10 protein-coding genes are annotated in these 17,161 nt (G+C 39.5%); 6 read left to right on the top strand and 4 right to left on the bottom strand.

The genetic code is table 11. The annotated features are described in order from the left end of the window. The first annotated feature begins 72 nt into the window (after nucleotides 1–72). Nucleotides 73–1,947, top strand: coding sequence for an NACHT domain-containing protein (locus F542_RS09370; protein ID WP_015431739.1), 1,875 nt, complete (start codon nucleotides 73–75; stop codon nucleotides 1,945–1,947). A gap of 401 nt (nucleotides 1,948–2,348) precedes the next feature. On the opposite strand, the gene F542_RS09365 is transcribed toward F542_RS09370, so the two are convergent. Continuing rightward, nucleotides 2,349–2,660, bottom strand: coding sequence for a hypothetical protein (locus F542_RS09365; RefSeq protein ID WP_025267401.1), 312 nt, complete (start codon nucleotides 2,658–2,660; stop codon nucleotides 2,349–2,351). A 366-nt stretch (nucleotides 2,661–3,026) separates the two neighbouring features. On the opposite strand from F542_RS09365, the gene F542_RS09360 reads away from it, so the two are divergent. Further along, complete coding sequence (locus F542_RS09360; RefSeq protein WP_025267400.1) at nucleotides 3,027–3,575, top strand: REP-associated tyrosine transposase; 549 nt, start codon at nucleotides 3,027–3,029, stop codon at nucleotides 3,573–3,575. A 78-nt stretch (nucleotides 3,576–3,653) separates the two neighbouring features. Further along, nucleotides 3,654–3,938 carry a hypothetical protein gene (locus F542_RS09355; RefSeq protein WP_015431741.1) on the top strand — a complete coding sequence of 95 codons (285 nt, stop codon included), beginning with the start codon at nucleotides 3,654–3,656 and terminating at the stop codon, nucleotides 3,936–3,938. 149 nt (nucleotides 3,939–4,087) lie between these two features. Here F542_RS09355 and F542_RS09350 read toward each other — a convergent pair whose 3' ends face one another. Further along, complete coding sequence (locus F542_RS09350; RefSeq protein ID WP_015431742.1) at nucleotides 4,088–4,318, bottom strand: hypothetical protein; 231 nt, start codon at nucleotides 4,316–4,318, stop codon at nucleotides 4,088–4,090. Nucleotides 4,319–4,552: 234 nt separating this feature from the next. Beyond that, nucleotides 4,553–12,952 (bottom strand): ESPR-type extended signal peptide-containing protein, encoded by an 8,400-nt coding sequence (locus F542_RS09345; RefSeq protein ID WP_025267399.1) that lies wholly within the window; start codon nucleotides 12,950–12,952, stop codon nucleotides 4,553–4,555. 263 nt (nucleotides 12,953–13,215) lie between these two features. On the opposite strand from F542_RS09345, the gene F542_RS09340 reads away from it, so the two are divergent. Next, on the top strand, nucleotides 13,216–13,632 hold the full coding sequence (locus tag F542_RS09340) for a hypothetical protein (RefSeq protein ID WP_025267398.1): 417 nt from the start codon (nucleotides 13,216–13,218) through the stop codon (nucleotides 13,630–13,632). A gap of 54 nt (nucleotides 13,633–13,686) precedes the next feature. On the opposite strand, the gene F542_RS09335 is transcribed toward F542_RS09340, so the two are convergent. Continuing rightward, nucleotides 13,687–15,174 carry a TrkH family potassium uptake protein gene (locus F542_RS09335; protein ID WP_025267397.1) on the bottom strand — a complete coding sequence of 496 codons (1,488 nt, stop codon included), beginning with the start codon at nucleotides 15,172–15,174 and terminating at the stop codon, nucleotides 13,687–13,689. A 108-nt stretch (nucleotides 15,175–15,282) separates the two neighbouring features. On the opposite strand from F542_RS09335, the gene epmA reads away from it, so the two are divergent. Next, nucleotides 15,283–16,266 carry an elongation factor P--(R)-beta-lysine ligase gene (gene epmA, locus F542_RS09330; RefSeq protein WP_015431746.1) on the top strand — a complete coding sequence of 328 codons (984 nt, stop codon included), beginning with the start codon at nucleotides 15,283–15,285 and terminating at the stop codon, nucleotides 16,264–16,266. A gap of 96 nt (nucleotides 16,267–16,362) precedes the next feature. After that, a complete protein-coding gene (locus tag F542_RS09325; RefSeq protein WP_025267396.1) occupies nucleotides 16,363–17,160 on the top strand; it encodes a TatD family hydrolase in 798 nt (265 codons plus the stop codon). The last annotated feature ends 1 nt before the right edge of the window (nucleotide 17,161 follow it).

Raw genomic sequence — 17,161 nt, 5'->3', positions numbered from 1 at the left:
GAGCGCTCGCCTTTGGCGGACGTTTTATATGTCTAACATTGAATATACTTTTAGTAATTTAGGTAAACTAAGATGGATGAAATAACATTAATCGATAATATCAATAAACTAATTCCTGATGATATAAGAGCTAAAGTAATAATAAAAACAATTGAATCAATATCATTTTTTAAAAGAGCATCAAAATTAAAAGATGTATTTTCTACATATCTAGATAATCGTTATATTCAACTATCGTTAATCAAAACCTTGTTATATCGAAATGAACCTGTCAGACTGTCTGAGTGTTATGTAAGAAATTCTGTTAGCTTTATTGATAATAACGGTATTACTCATACTATTGAGGATAAAGATCTGTCCAGCTTTATTCTACATAAGAGAAGAGTTATTCTCTCTGGAAATGCTGGGCTTGGTAAATCACTACTATGTAAAAGTATCTTTCTTGAAATGGTAAATAAAGCAGAAAGTATTTACCCCATATTTATAGAAATGAGGGATTTAAGAAATCACTCCTCTTTTTCACTACTGGAGTATATTTGTTGGGAACTTTCCGATATTAAAAATAAAATAAATACAAATACTTTGGAAACATTAATAAGAAGTGGAAATATTTTATTAATATTGGATGGTCTTGATGAAGTTGATTTTGATATAAAGAATGAATATGCTATTCAAATACTTGAGTTAACTAAAAAATATCCAAAGCTTAATGTGTTAATTTCAAGTAGGCCAGATGAAAGTCTAAAATCATGGACAAATTTCTGTGAAATAAATATAAATGAGTTGGGCAAAAAGCAATCAATAGAGTTAATAAAAAAACTAAGATATGATGAAAAAACAAAAAGACAATTCATTAATAAGATAGATAATGAACTTTATGAAAGCCATAAAAGTTTTGTAGGTAATCCTTTATTATTAACTATGATGTTAATGACTTTTCAAGAGTTTGCAGAGTTTCCTAATAAAATCTATTTATTCTATGAGCAAGCTTTCCAAACATTATTTCTGAAACATGATTCACTAAAGGATTTATATATTAGGAAATCTAGAACAGGGATGGATATACATGAATTCAAGAGAGTTTTCTCTTATTTCTGTATTCATACACACCTAGAAAAGGAGATTGTTTTTAGTGAGGAAAAAGCCATTGAAATCTTAAGATCATCACTAAAGCGTTTTGGTAAAGAAGAGATAAAACCTCATGATGTTCTAAATGATCTTATGAGCAACTTATGTTTACTGCATAGAGATGGGATAAATATAACATTCTCTCACCTATCATTTCAGGAATATTTTTCTGCTTTATATATAAAGGAATCTCCTTATTCAAATAAAATATATGGTTTAATTGACAAAATTGTTTTGATAAATAAGAGTAGTATTTGTCATATATTATATGAAATGAATCCTGATTTTATCGAAGAGTTTTGGTTAAAGCCTAAAATAGAACTTTTACTATCAGAAATAAATAAAAATTGTACAGATAAAGAAAAAGAGATAAAAATTATAAGCATTTTGAATGCTCTACTTATCGTTAAGCAAGATAAAACAGAAACCTCTATAATTTTAATGCCAGAAAATACCATAGACTCCTATAATTATATATCATTCAATAATGACTTATGGCGAATGTTTTATACACATATTCAATTTAGCATTAATGATATCAATAATATATTCTTTAATGAAAATGATATTAAAATTGATAATCTTGCAAGCATTGATGAGTTTATAGAAAGTGGTTTTTCTGAAAAATATAAAATTAAAAGATTGAGTTTTCAAGAAATAAAATCAAAATTGGATTACATAGAGTATTATAAGCTAATTAATACACTATATAATAAAGTGGTAACTGATAAAAAAGACATGTTGCATAGAATAAAGGATTATATAGATAATAGAAATAGAACTCGTCAAGAAAATATAGATGAATTATTAAGTATATAATACTCCCGATGGCGCAAGCGTTTACGCTTGTGTCTTTTAGTTCCTAATTTAATGCTTATCTAACATATCTAAAAGCCAAAATATCCAACTTAATTCAGGATATTTTGGTTTTATCTTTTGGCTCAAGCGAGACGCTTGTGTCCTCGTTATCCTTGCCTATCATTTGTTGTAAATCATTGTTTCCACAAATAACAAGCGGTCAGATTTTTGTGAAAATTTGCAAAGACAGGATTATTTTTACGATCTCGGTCGTAAAAATGGTATTGTGTGATGGTGATATTATATGATCTGTTTATTCTTACCCCATTTAATTGGGAGGGATAATGAGCCGAAAATATAAATTCCACGAAAAAAGCAGTGCCTATTTTTTGAGTTTTACATGGTATATTGGAGCGATATTTTTATTCTTCAGATTTATTTTTAAGTATATTTAAAAACCTTCTCCAATTCTTTCTATAATATTCTTCGATATAAGCTACAAATTCTAAATTACTCGTGTTTTTCGTACAAACAGAACCCTCTGGGATAAAAAGTGCATTATTGGAATTATAATCGGAATCCATATAGCAACTACATATACCGATATGAGGGTTCTTTCTATTATTGAGTAATCTACCTTGTGCTCTTTCTATCAATGAGAGCGGTAATCGATCAATAAAACATTCTCTAAGTGAATGAAGAGTATCATTGTCTCCTACAGTGCCAAGTAGCATTTTTTTCCAAGTATGTGAAGGACTCATATCTGACACAATAAAATGACAAATCGCCACATATGGGAAACCTATATCATATAGTCCTTGGGCTTGAGTAAAACCAAATTTCTTAGGTGATTTTCCTTGCTGTTCATATGATGCTCGTATAACTCCCCCGATGGCGCTCGTCTCTGACGAGTGCCTATTCTTCTCTATTCTTCCAAATCTATTTTCTACTTTAAATCACAGCACTCGTCAGAGACGAGCGCTATCTGTATTGTTTGTGAAAGTATTTTTGTGATCTTCATCGAAAAGTGCGAATCTCTGGCTTGTTTATTTGGTAATTTAATTTACATTTTGCTGATGGTTTTTTGTTGGGAGAGAGCAATGAGCAGAAAATACAAAATGAATAATCCAAATGGTGCCTATTTTGTGAGTTTTGCAACGGTTTATTGGGTTGATGTTTTTATTCGAGAAATTTATTTTCAAGCGGTTATTGAATCTTTAGACTTTTGTCGAAAAAATAAAGGTATGTTGATTTATGGTTACTGTATTATGCCTAGCCATATTCACTTATTATTCCAAGCAAAGGAGAATAATCCAACCGAATTATTGCGGGACTTTAAGAAGTTTACTGCGAATTTGTTGTTAAAATTAATTCGTGAAAATCAACAAGAAAGCCGGAGAGAATGGCTACTTTGGATGTTTAAACGGGCTGGGCAAAAGCGAGCAAATATAGAAACTTATCAATTTTGGCAACATCACAATCAACCTATCGAAATCTATTCTCAGAAATTCTTTGATGAAAAGTTAAATTATATTCACCAAAATCCCGTAGCCAGTGGTTTTGTTTGTGAGCCTTGGGAGTGGAAATATAGCAGTGCAAGAAATTATAACAGGCTATTTTCAATTTTAGAGATTGATATGGCTATGTAGTTTTATTGCCTCTAATTAAACTTCTATCCCTAAAAATTGTCCTCCTTGTAGTGATTTCATTTTTATAAAGGAGACAATATGCGTGCTTTATTATTTGGTTTTTGTTTATTATTAACGGGTTGTATTGTGCCTGTTGGTACTACAGGGCAAGTTGGTGTACCTATTCCTATTTTTGTGGATACCTCAGCGCAGAGCCATGTTGGTTCTGTTCATGTTTGTACCCTAAAACCATTCACTAGGGAATATCGTAGTGAGCATACAAATAGAGGGATTGCGAAACTCAGTGTACAGAAAAAATGCCAAGAAAATCACCATTCAATGTTTTGTGAAGAAAAAGATATTGTTTGCAAAACTTATGATTAGCTTGTAAGGCTTTTCATTTAAGGTGTTATTATAAAGCTCATCAACATGCCCATCGCAGGCGTTAGTTTTCTTAGGCGTGTTTTCCATATTTGATATAAGCGTGTACTTGTGCTACCTGAGTATAGGCCGCTTATGTTATTGAAAAATACCTATTTTGTGAACCACTTCCAAACTAGTGCACAGGAGAAGCCAACGAGTGGAGGGAGTGCTGCAAGGATTAAGATGCCGTACGTTGCACCACCACCAAAAAATGCACCGATATATGCCAATTGTTCTACAAATTCGTTACTTGGTGTGGAGAAGATGAAGTAAGCAATTATGGCAAGAGTGATGCCACAAAAAACACCAGCGATTTGCATTGGGGAAACGTTGTTTTTCATAAAATTCCTTATTATGCCTTGTTGAGAGAAGTTTACTCGGTTAATGGCTATTCTGCAATCAGGCCTTTTTACTTATCTGATCTTTACTTAATGAGAGTTTACCAAGATAAATCTATTTGAACCTGATATTTTTTATACGCTGTAAATGAAAAAAGGTTGCTAGGTATAAAGATACTTAGCAACCTTTTATTTATCTTAAGTAGAGAATTCAGGATTTCTACTTAAAGGGAGGTATTACCAGAAGTAACCCACAGAAGCACCAGCGCTCAGTTCTTTCTGAGTATTTGCTCCGAGGTGTAATTTCACACCAACTTTGCCGTTATCAGAAATACGAGAATAGCCTACTGCAAGACCGCTCTGACCTTGGTATTGACCAACACCAGCAGTAACTACAGATTGTCCTTCACGATATGCTTGCATCAAGCTTGCAGATGCAGCAGATGAAGCATGCCCTGCTTTACGGCGTTTATCTTGTTTACGTAAATCACCTTTTACTTGATTCAATTGCGATACATTTACAGCATCGGTTGGATCAACGCCAGGTGCTACGTTAGTGATACGTGCCGCGGAACCATCTGCTTTAGCTACTTTAACTGTGTCGCCTGCAGCACTAATTTGTGGACCTGTATCTCCTAATTTCACGCTGTTCGCTGTTACGCTATCAAACACTGGATTTTCAGTGGTTGCAACGGTGATCTCATTGCCTGAACGGCTGATTTCAATGTTACGACCTGCATTGATTGCAACTTTCGCACCAGGGTTTACGCGAGCCGCTTTTTCATCGTTCGCTACAACTTTACCGTTAGTGTTTGGTGCTGCATCGATATCTAGGTCAAAGCCTGAGCCATTGATAGCTTTCGCAACATCCGCTGCACTCACTAGTGCGTTTTGGTTTGCTGGAACAACAACAGTGCCGTTACTGTTCATATCTAGTGGTGCTGTAACCGCGGTTGCAGCAATATTGCCAGTGGCAGGATTAACAGCTAAGTTGATAGTATCACTGTTTTCAGTGTTCACATTCACTTTCACGGTGCTTACTTTACCGTCTGAATCAATTTTCACGGTAGTGCCTGAACCATTTGCGAAGTTTACTGTGTCGTAAGGGCGAACAAAGTCTTTCGCATTGCCATTTTCTTGTAAATTCCAACCTGCATTGAGTACATCCTGTACTGTCGCTGCGTTATTTTGGTTCACAACTGGCGAGATATCGCCTGCGGTGACGCCTTCAGTTGGTAAGTTATGGCTTAAATTGGTTAATTGCGCGCCGTTCATATCAATAGCAGGCGTTGCAGGTGTAGTGCCGTTTGTTGTAACTGTTGTGGTTGGTGTCATATTTACTGCATTGTCACCTTCACCAATAGTGATACCTTCTTTCGCAGTTACTGTGCCATTAAAGACAGGGTTATGGCTGACAGAATAGGTAAAGTTATTACCATCTTGAGTCAATACCATATTGTCACCTGCGATAAATTTCACGGTTTCAGCAGGGTTGATAAGCTCTTCGGTTGTGCCATTAGCCTTACCAGAACCAGTTTTGCCAGAGGTCACTTTCCAACCTGAGGCGTTAATTGCATCTGCGACATTTTGTGCTGTTGCAATTAAGTTACCTGCGTTATCCACATTTGCTTGAGCCGCATCCACAGCAGCTTGTGCAGCCGCTTTTTCTGCTTCTGTTGCAGTATCTGGTAAGCTATTTAACGCTTCTTGTGCAGCAGTTAATGCGCTTTGTGCAGCAGCAACTGGGCCAGATACAGAGCCATTTTGATTTGCTGTCACATCACCAGTATTAACATTAACAGAAATGTTGCTGCCATCTACTTGCATTGTGGTGGTTGGGCTATCAACAAAGTTAACATCGCCGCCAACGCGAGTACCATTGACCAAGGTTTCTGGTAATACGGCAACCAGCTCACCGTTGTCATTTAATTTAATGGTGCTGTTGTCATATTTCACACCTACAGTCACGTTATATACGCCATCTGCACTCACTGAACCTTCTACTGAAGCACCTTCTGTGCCGACAAAATTCACTTGGTTTGCATTTCTTACAGCCTGAGTGAAGTTGTTATCAGGTGTAGAAACTAACCAACCGTAGTTTTGTAAGTCGGCAACTGTTACCGCTGAATTTGGCTCAGTTGCATTCGCGAGATCGATAAGATTCGCGGTTGCTGGGTTTGTACCATTTGCATCTGTCGTTGTAACCGGTGTTAATGTTAAGGTAGATTCTACCCCTTTAATTTGCACTGGTTTACCGTTAGCATCGGTTAAATTCAATGCAGTAGGTGTTAAGGTTTCAGCCCCACCATTGCTCACATTGGTTTCTGTGCCTGCTTCAGTGTTGAAGTTCACACTTGGATTTGCCGCAGTATTATTGCCCACAGTTAAAGTGCTATTTACTTGAGTTGAGTTAAATACCACATCATCTTGGGTTGCGTAAGTGATTGTGCCGTTCGCACCTTGTTTTACAGATAAGTTTTTACCTGCAATCATTTCAATTACATCACCTGGGTTGATTAACTCTTCCTCGCCGCCTTCATCTTTACCCTCTGAGGTTGCAGAGTGTTTCAGAGTAAAGCCCGATGCATTAATCATTTCAGCCACATTCTGTGCTGTTGCAACCACATTACCTGCATTGTCCACATTTGCTTGTGCTGCCTCAACGGCTGCCTGCGCTGCGGTTTTTTCTTCTTCCGTTGCGGTATCCGGTAAGTTGTTTAATGCTTCTTGTGCAGCAGTTAATGCTTCTTGCGCTGCAGTACGAGGCCCTGCAACTGAACCATTGTTATTAGCAACGATATCACCGGTTTTCACATCTACACTGATAGTGCCATTGTCGTTAGTAATAGAGGTGGTATTGCTGTCTGTGACATTCGCCACTTGTGCCGCAATGGTCACATTGTAAACACCTTCACTTGCAACTGCACCTTCAACCACTACGCCGTTACCTGCGACAAAGTTAACATGATTTGCATTACGTACGGCTTGGGTAAACTGGTTATCAGGGGTTGATACGACCCAACCAAAGTTTTGTAAATCACCCACTGTTGCTACTGCATTTGGATTTGCACCAGTAAGGTTAATCAGATTCGCTGAGCTTGGGTTTGTACCATCTTTATCAGCAGTTGGAATTTGTTGTAAGGTCAATGAAGACTCTACACCATTAATTTGTACTGGTTTGCCTGTTGCATCTGATAAATTCAATGCAGTTGGTTTAAATACATCACCGCCGCCATTGCTCACGTTAGTATCTGAGCCAGCTTCGGTATTGAAGTTCACCGTTGGGTTGCTTGCAGTATTATTACCCACAGTTAAAGTGCTGTTTACTTGGGCTGTGTTAAATACCACGTCATCTGTAGTATGAATTTCAATAGTATCGCCTTGACCGGTAATCTTGATATTTTTACCTGCATCAATATTTACAGTATCCCCAGCATGAATGCTTGAGTTCGCATCCACAGAGTATTCATTTTCACCATTTGTTCCATCTACCGCTTTAGAGGCAACATTCCAAGCTGCTTTGTTTACGGCATCCACTAATGTGGTTGCATTCACAAAGTTTTTACCTTCTTCTGCATCTGGCGTGTTGAGTTTGCCTGAATCATCTGCAGTAGTTAGGTTCGCATTATTAACATCAAAGCTGACGTTAAATACGTTTGGATTGCTTGGATCTTGTTTTACCACCGCAGTCGTACCATTACCATCAACATAGTTTAAGGTATCACCTGGGTTGATTTGCGCTGAAGAGCCATCGCTTAATGTGGTGTTCCAGCCGCTATTGTTAATTGCGTTTGCCACATCACCCACAGTTGCTACATTGCCTGTGCTGTTATTCGCGGTGACAGTACCGTTGTTGTTCGGTGTAACGCTGCCGGTAATATCAGATACGTTAGTTGCAATGGTGATGTTATATACGCCATCGCTGCTTACCGCACCTTCAACGCTTACGCCTGTGCCTGCCACGAAATTAACGTGGTTTGCATTGCGTACCGCTTGTTGGAATTGGTTATCCGGTGTTGCTACTACCCAGCCATAGTTTTGTAAATCTGCAACAGTGACAGCCGCATTCGGGTTAGCATTCGTCAGGTTGATTAAATTGACGTTGCTTGGGTTGCTGCCATCTTTATCTGCTGTTGGGATTTGTTGTAAGGTTAATGAAGACTCAATACCTTTCAACTGTACAGGTTCACCATTAACATCGGTTAAATTCAATGCTGCTGGTGTTAAGTTTTCTGTACCGTTGCTAGTTACATTCGTTGCTGTTCCTTCTTCGGTATTAAAGTTTACGCTTGGATTACCATTTGCATTGTTGCCCACGGTTAATGTGCTGTTTACAACGGTATTCTCAAATACCACATCATCTTTGGTTGCATAAGTGATTGTGCCGTTCGCACCTTGTTTCACAGATAAGTTTTTACCTGCGATCATTTCAATCACATCACCTGGGTTGATTAACTCTTCCGCACCGCCTTCATCTTTACCCTCTGATGTTGCAGAGTGTTTCAACGTAAAGCCGGCTTTGTTGATTGCATCAACTAACGTGGTTGCATTGACAAAGTTTTTACCTTCTTCTGCATCAGGCGTGTTGAGTTTACCTGAGTTATCTACAGTTGTTGGGTTGGCATTATTAACATCAAAGCTAACGTTAAACACGTTTGGATTGCTTGGATCTTGTTTTACTACCGCAGTTGTACCGTTACCATCAACATAGTTTAAGGTATCACCTGGGTTGATTTGTGCTGAAGAGCCATCGCTTAATGTGGTGTTCCAGCCGCTGTTGTTAATTGCGTTTGCCACATCACCCACAGTTGCTACAGTGCCGTTATTTGTTTGCGCTGAAACAGTGCCGTTTGGATTAGAAGTAAACTCACCGGCTTTAACGCCAAATGTAACGTTATATACGCCTTCTTCAGAAGCAGAACCTTCAACATTTACACCTTCAGAACCAACAAAGTTCACTTGATTTGCATTTTTAACGGCTTGTTTAAATGCATTATCCGGTGTTGAAACTACCCAACCATAGTTTTGTAAATCACCTACTGTGATTGCAGAATTTGGATCAGTTGCATTAGCAAGATCAATTAAGTTTACATTGCTTGCATTCGAACCATCTTTATCCGCTGTTGGCACTTGTTGTAAAGTTAATGAAGATTCTACCCCCTTGATTTGTACCGGTTTACCTTCGCTATCCGTTAAGTTTAAGGCAGTAGGATTTGTTGTATCACCACCATTATTAGTGACATTGGTAGGGCTACCTGCTTCAGTATTGAAGGTAACACTTGGGTTATCTGCTGTATTGTTACCTACGGTTAATGTGCTGTTTACTTGCACATTGTCAAAGCTCACATTCTCTTTGGTTGCGTAAGTGATTGTGCCATTCGCACCTTGTTTCACAGATAAGTTTTTACCTGCGATCATTTCAATCACATCACCTGGGTTGATCAGTTCTGCATCACCTTCTAAATCTTCACCACCATCTACCGCTGAATGTTTCAACGTAAAGCCTGCTTTGTTGATTGCATCAACTAACGTGGTTGCATTGACAAAGTTTGCGCCTTCATTGCCAGCAGGTGTTGCAAGGCTACCATTATTATTTACGGTAGTTGGGTTGGCATTATTAACATCAAAGCTGACGTTAAACACATTAGGATTGTTTGGATCTTGTTTTACAGTTGCAGTCGTACCGTTACCATCAACATAGTTTAAGGTGTCACCAGGGTTGATCTGAGCCTGATCGCCATTGCTTAATGTGGTGTTCCAGCCGCTGTTGTTAATTGCGTTTGCCACATCGCCCACGGTTGCTACAGTGCCATTTGTAGTTAAAGTCGAAATAGTGCCGTTAGCATTTGGTTTTAGTTCACCTGCATTCACTTCAAAAGTAATGTTGTAAACGCCTGTGCTATCTACTGCACCTGCGACTTTAATGCCATCAGAGCCAGTGAATTTAACTTCATTCGCGTTTTTCACCGCTTGTGTGAATTGGTTATCAGGCGTTGAAACCACCCAACCATAGTTTTGTAAATCACCTACAGTTACAGCAGAATTTGGATCTGCATTGGTGAGGTTTAGTAAGTTTGTTGAGCCTGTAGTACCGTTACCATCATTAGTTGGTAATTGGTTTACAGTTAATGAAGATTCTACACCCTTGATTTGTACTGGTTTGCCTTCGCTATCTGTTAAGTTTAAGGCAGTAGGGTTAGTAGGAGTGCTTCCATTGTTGGTCACATTGGTTGGGCTGCCGGCAGTCGTATTAAAGTTTACTGTCGGGTTATCAGTGGTATTGTTCCCAATGCTGAATGTGCTGTTTACTTGTGCGTTGCTAAAGCTCACATTCTCTTTGGTTGCGTAAGTGATTGTACCGTTCTCACCTTGTTTCACAGATAAGTTTTTACCTGCGATCATTTCAACCGTATCACCTGCATTGATTAACTCAGAATCACCACCTAAATTTTCACCCCCATCAACAACAGAGTGTTTTAAGGTAAAGCCTGCATTTTTAATTGCATTAGCAACTGTGGTGGCATTAACAAGCTTATCACCATCAGTAGTTGGGGTAGTAACTGCGCCGGTAGTTGGATCGGTAGTAATAGTTGTGGTTTCGATTGTAGAAGCTTCAGGAATAACTGCTTCTAATTTACCATCGTTATTAATTTTGATAGTTGAGCCATCTACATTTACGTTATAAGCAATACTAACGTTTGCACCGTCATTTTTTGAAGTGACATCTACAGTGGTACCGTTACCATCTTTAAATTGAACATGGTGATCGCTCTTAATACGCGCAACAGAGCTATCAGCATTGTTGTGCACATTAAAGCCCATATTAGTTGTAATTAGATATAATTGTGAGCCGTTGATTGCATCTGTAGAAGTACTAGACACTTCACCTGGTGCAACGTTAATGATTTGGCGAGTTTGCTCACCATTACCTACAGAAACTACACCGACTAATTTATCTTCGCCAGCAAACCCTGCGTAGGTATATCCATTTACCGTTGCGTTATCAATTTTGTTACCATTTTGTGAACCAACCGCGCCTGTATTGGTTACAGAGGTCTCATTTGCATATGAACCCAACACCACGTTATTAGCAGAATCAGCCTGTGTATTTGAACCAATGATAACAGAGTTCACCCCAGTTGCTGAAACTTGTGAGCTATTACCAATTGCAACTGCTGCATCAGCAAAAGTACGCGTATTGGTTGCACCATCATAAGGACCAAAAGATTGTGAACCACCTAGTGCAATAGAGTGATTACCTACAGCTGTTGCCGATTGACCAATCGCAATAGCTTGCTTACCCACAGCCGCAGAAGCTGATGCAATTGCAATCGCAGAATCACCACTTGCTACAGATTGACGAGCTAAAGCGACAGAGTTTGCACCTTGTGCCACTGCTGATGCCCCCATACTTACACCACCAGTAGATGAGTAAGCATTTTGACCAAGAGCAACACCTAAACCATAGCTTTTACCATCAGCTGCTGTGCCTGAAGTTGCGTAAGCAAAACTACCAATTGCAATATTGCCCGAACCCGCTGATGCATTAGGACCAATAATAATTGAAGTACCAAGAACACTATCTTGTGTACCACTATAAGTTAAAACAGTCTCTCCTGTATTAGAGAGTTTTGTACCATATCTTGTTGCTAGATTATTTGGCAAACTACTGTTATACATTGGATGGTATGGGTTTTTATAACCGATATGCCCTGCTCCAGCTGCAGATGTTGCAGAACCGAAAGCATTAGCATTTTCACCAATAACGATAGTTTGAGTATTTGTATTGGAAGCAGCAGAAGCATTATGACCGATAACAACCTGACCATGACGTCCTGATGTCGCATTATGGCCCAATGCAATACTATTTTTGGCATCAGTACCATTTACTGTCGCATTGTGACCCATTGCGATACTGTCAGTGGCAGATGCACCTGAGCTCGCATTATGACCGAATACTAAAGAAGAAGTACCATTTGCAACAGATTTATCACCCATTGCACCAGAGTAATCCGCATTGGCTTTTGCACCTGAACCTAGCGCAAATGAGCGTGTGCCGTTGGCTGCAGAAGACCAACCTACAACGGTTGAACGGTTACCGGTTGCTTTTGCACCCGCACCAAATGCAGTTGCACGGTTACCGGTTGCTTTAGTTTGTGTACCAAGTGCAATTGCGTTAGCAGAGGTTGCACAAGCTTCCATACCAATCGCAATAGATGGTACTAGAGCCATATCTGCACCAGTTCCATTTAAGCTTTCTTCACCAATACTGTTGGTGCGATATTGTGTTGCTTCTGGGTCAATTAAATTATCAATATGGGTCGCGTTCGCATATTGACCAATAGCGATGGTTGAACGCCCACTTGAGCTAGATGCAGAACCAATAGCAATCGCTGATAATGCACCACTACCAATGACGGCATTTTCTGACTCGGAATCATTGTAGTTGTTACCAATTGAGACAGCTGCTAATGCATTGCCTGAGCCTAAAACAGCCCCCGCAACCGCCGCACTTACTGCAACAGTCGATAAATTAACAGACCTAGTTTTGGATTTGCCTTTGGCTTTTTGCAATTCAGAAACTGCCACCCACGTTTGAGTTGCCGTATTCCAAACGACTTTAAAAACTTTATTCATAATTTAACCCTTACGGTTTGTAAAAGACCCGGTAACAAAAAAAGCGTTACCAATAAATAGGAAATACACACCATTTCCCCACACTAATATTTTAATCTAATAGGTATAAATTACTGATGCACTTTTCTTTTGTTTACATTGCTTACATTCTTTACAAAAAATCAATTTAATAGCCAATTTTTAACATATAAAGAAATAAACATATGGTTGTTTTTTTAGGATAAAATAAGCTTGTTTATTCACTTAAACTCACAGGAGAATATGTGTTGCATAATAGAATTATTCTTATTTGTTTTTTGTCGTTTATACCTGCTGTTATTTGGGGGCTAAATATCATTATTAATATAATGGGTATTATGCCAAATTGGGGCTTGGAGCTAATATTGACAGGGGCTGGCTGGTTTATTACCGGTAGTATTCTAACTTGGAGTTATAGTAGGCAGAAATTGTCATCGCATAAAGAGAGACAGGCAATTGCGATAGGTAGTTTTATTAATTTTTTGACATATTATGTGTCTAAAGAATTTAGAACTGAACCAGATGTTTATTTAAGTATTCAATACGGTATAACAGAGGCTTTTATGGTGTTAAATGCAATTTATTTTAGCCCTATTTTGTTATTGGTATTTAAGCAAAATAGAGTGCTGAACCAAAATAAGTCTGCAAATAGGTGGAAGTAATTCTCTTTGAAAGATAACGCCAGCACTAATGCTGGCGTTATTTTGACCCGTTTTTTAATCTCGCCAAAAAGTTGGGCTTAATATTACAAGGAGTGTAAAGACTTCTAAACGCCCACATACCATTGCAAAAGTTAGTACCCATTTGGCGCTATCTGGGACTTTTGTAAAGTTGCTACTTACTGTACCGAGCGCAGGGCCGAGATTATTAAGGCTTGCGATCACAGCATTGAGTGCATCAAAAGTTTCCATTCCGCAAGCAATGCTCGCAATCCAACACACCACGAAAACAAAGAAATAGGCAGAGAAAAATGCCCAAACGCCCTCAACAATGCGCTCGGATAAAACATGTTTGCCTAATTTTACCGGTTGAATCACATTAGGGTGAATAAAGCGGTGGATTTCTCGTCTACCTTGTAAATAAAGTAATAGTACGCGGAACATTTTTAAGCCACCACCAGTTGAGCCGGCACAACCGCCAATAAAGGAGGCTAATACCAGTAACAGCGGTAGGAATGAGGGAAAACTGCTGAAATCATTGGTAGTAAAGCCGGCAGTGGTTGAGATTGACACCGATTGGAACATCGCCTGTGAGAGCGTTGTTGCGGTATCTCCTTCAAAATAGTTATGCGCTAATAACACTACAGAGCAGATAGCAAATAACGCGAGTTGGATAGTGATAAAAAAGCGAAATTCGTAATCTTTCCAATAGAGACCGAGAATTTTCGTTTTACTATTCCGGCTCTGTTTTTCGCGCATTTGGTCGAAAATCGCAAAATGCAGAGCAAAGTTGCAGGAAGAAACCAGTAGGAAAAAGACGGTAATATAGTTAATTAAATTGCTATTAAAGTAGCCAATGCTTGCATCGTGAGTAGAGAATCCGCCAATTGCCACTGTGGCAAAGCTGTGTGAAATCGCATCAAACACATCCATACCCGCCAGCCAAAATGCTCCTGCACATAAAATTGTTAGAGAGAGATAAATTAGCCAGAGTGCTTTTGCTGTTTCGGCAATACGAGGACGCATTTTTTGCTCTTTGAGTGGCCCTGGCATTTCAGCACGATATAGCTGCATTCCGCCAATACCGAGCAGGGGAATAATTGCCACAGCGAGTACAATGATCCCCATGCCGCCCAGCCATTGTAGAAATTGGCGATAAAATAAAATAGCTTTTGGTAGGCTATCTAGCTGGGTAATAACCGTGGCGCCTGTGGTTGTTAGCCCAGAAAAGGATTCAAAAATAGACTCTGAAACATTGAGATTTGGCTGTTCCAAAATAATAAATGGTACTGCGCCGAGCGAGCCTAGCACCACCCAAAATAGAACGACAATTAAAAAACCCTCGCGGGAACGTAGTTCTTGCCGATTTTTACGACAAAACCACCACAATACCGAGCCAATAAAGAATGTCAGGACAAAAGATTCGACAAATGCGCGCCCTCCGCCATCGCCATAAATTAGTGCGACAAAGGCAGGGACAAGCATAGTAAACGAAAAGCACATTACCAAAATACCGACAATGCGCAGGATTGAGAGAAATTGCACAGCTGATCCTTATAAAAAATAATGCGGCAATGGTACTCAGCTTTTTTCCGCAGTCAAATTGTTTTGACTTAAGGTATAATAGCCATTTTTTACAAGCGGTATGTTTTTATGGAAAATTTGCAAACAGCAGAGCAAGCATGGCAGCCTTCAGCAACGATTGAAAATTTAATTAAACGTGCAGCGATCATTGCAGATATTCGGCGATTTTTTACCGAGCGTGGTGTTTTAGAAGTAGAAACGCCAACAATGAGCGAATTCTCAGTAACCGATATTCACCTTTCTACATTTAGTACGGCGTTTCTCGCCCCTTTTGCAAATCAAGCGAAGCAACTGCATTTGATTACCAGCCCGGAGTACCATATGAAGCGCTTGCTTGCGGCAGGAAGTGGCGCAATTTTTCAGCTGTGTCGTGTCTTTCGTAATGAGGAGGCGGGTAGCCGTCATAACCCTGAATTTACGATGCTGGAATGGTATCGCCCGCATTTTGATATGTACCGCTTAATTAACGAAGTGGATGATTTGCTTCAGCAAATTTTAGAATGCGAGCCGGCAGAATCTTATAGCTACCAATTTGTATTTCAAACCTATGTTGGCTTAGATCCTCTTTCAGCAACTCGCCAACAGCTTGTGGCGAAAGCCAGAGAAAATGGGCTACAGTGTGAGGATGAAGAAGAGCGAGATACGCTGTTGCAATTTCTTTTTAGTGAAGTTGTTGAGCCAAATATTGGCAAAGAACGTCCAACGGCGGTATATCATTTTCCTGCTACTCAGGCTGCTTTGGCGCAGATTAGCCCTGAAGATCATCGAGTGGCTGAGCGTTTTGAGTTTTACTATCAAGGCTTAGAGCTGGCGAATGGGTTCCATGAACTGGACGATGCTAAGGAACAGCTTCATCGGTTTGAAAGTGATAATCTTAACCGTGAAAAAATGGGGCTGCCGCCGCAAGAGCTGGATCGCCGTTTTTTACAGGCACTCAAAGCGGGTATTCCGAATTGCTCTGGGGTCGCTTTAGGGGTTGATCGTTTAATTATGATTGCGTTAAATGCCAAACGCATTGAAGAAGTGATGGCGTTTGGGGTAGAGCGAGCTTAGGGCGTGTCGATATTTAAGCGACAACACTACTCCATTTAAAACATCGACACGCCCTAACAAGCGGTTGATTTAGATAAATTTTTTACAAAGGAAAATATGGACAATTTACATATTATTGACAGCCATTGTCATTTAGATTCTTTAGATTATGAAACACGTCATAAAAATGTGGATGAGGTCATAGAAAATGCCAAAGCTCGAGGTGTGCAACAGATGATTTCAATTTGTACCACAATTGGGCGATTTGAAGCGATGAAGCAGCTCACTGCTCATCGTTCGGAAGTCTATCTCTCTTGTGGCGTTCACCCACTCAATGTGACAGATGAACCCTTTGAGTACGATAAATTACTGCAATTTACACAAGATCCACGCGTAGTCGCCGTGGGGGAAACGGGGTTAGATTATCATTACACGCCGGAAACCAAAGCGCTACAGCAAGATCTTTTTGCTCAGCAAGTGGAAATAGCCAACAAAGTGAATAAGCCATTGATTATTCATACGCGTTCAGCGCGCGAAGATACGATGAAGATTTTAGAACATGGCAATGCAGAAAAATGTGGCGGGGTGTTGCACTGCTTTACTGAAGACTGGGCAATGGCGAAACGCGCGATGGATATTGGTTTTTATATTTCCATTTCAGGCATTATTACATTCCGCAATGCTGAAGAGTTGCGTGAAGTCGTGCGACAAGTGCCACTTGAGCGTCTGTTAGTTGAGACTGATTCACCATATCTTGCGCCTATTCCATATCGTGGCAAGCCAAATCAGCCCGCTTATGTGCGTGAAGTCTGTGAATATGTGGCTACCCTTAAAGGCGTTTCTGTGGCAGAATTTGCACGAATTACTACACAAAATGTGCAGAATTTATTTAAAATTCGACCGCTTGTGGGATAAC

Origin of the sequence: Bibersteinia trehalosi USDA-ARS-USMARC-188, assembly GCF_000521725.1 — a bacterium.
GTDB lineage: Bacteria > Pseudomonadota > Gammaproteobacteria > Enterobacterales > Pasteurellaceae > Bibersteinia > Bibersteinia trehalosi.
This window is presented reverse-complemented; position numbering and strand designations above follow the sequence as displayed.

Excerpts from the sequence above, each read along its gene's own strand:
- F542_RS09370 (WP_015431739.1), top strand. The coding sequence starts at position 73 with ATGGATGAAATAACATTAATCGATAATATCAATAAACTAATTCCTGAT.
- F542_RS09365 (WP_025267401.1), bottom strand. The coding sequence starts at position 2,660 with ATGCTACTTGGCACTGTAGGAGACAATGATACTCTTCATTCACTTAGA.
- F542_RS09360 (WP_025267400.1), top strand. The coding sequence starts at position 3,027 with ATGAGCAGAAAATACAAAATGAATAATCCAAATGGTGCCTATTTTGTG.
- F542_RS09355 (WP_015431741.1), top strand. The coding sequence starts at position 3,654 with ATGCGTGCTTTATTATTTGGTTTTTGTTTATTATTAACGGGTTGTATT.
- F542_RS09350 (WP_015431742.1), bottom strand. The coding sequence starts at position 4,318 with ATGAAAAACAACGTTTCCCCAATGCAAATCGCTGGTGTTTTTTGTGGC.
- F542_RS09345 (WP_025267399.1), bottom strand. The coding sequence starts at position 12,952 with ATGAATAAAGTTTTTAAAGTCGTTTGGAATACGGCAACTCAAACGTGG.
- epmA (WP_015431746.1), top strand. The coding sequence starts at position 15,283 with ATGGAAAATTTGCAAACAGCAGAGCAAGCATGGCAGCCTTCAGCAACG.
- F542_RS09325 (WP_025267396.1), top strand. The coding sequence starts at position 16,363 with ATGGACAATTTACATATTATTGACAGCCATTGTCATTTAGATTCTTTA.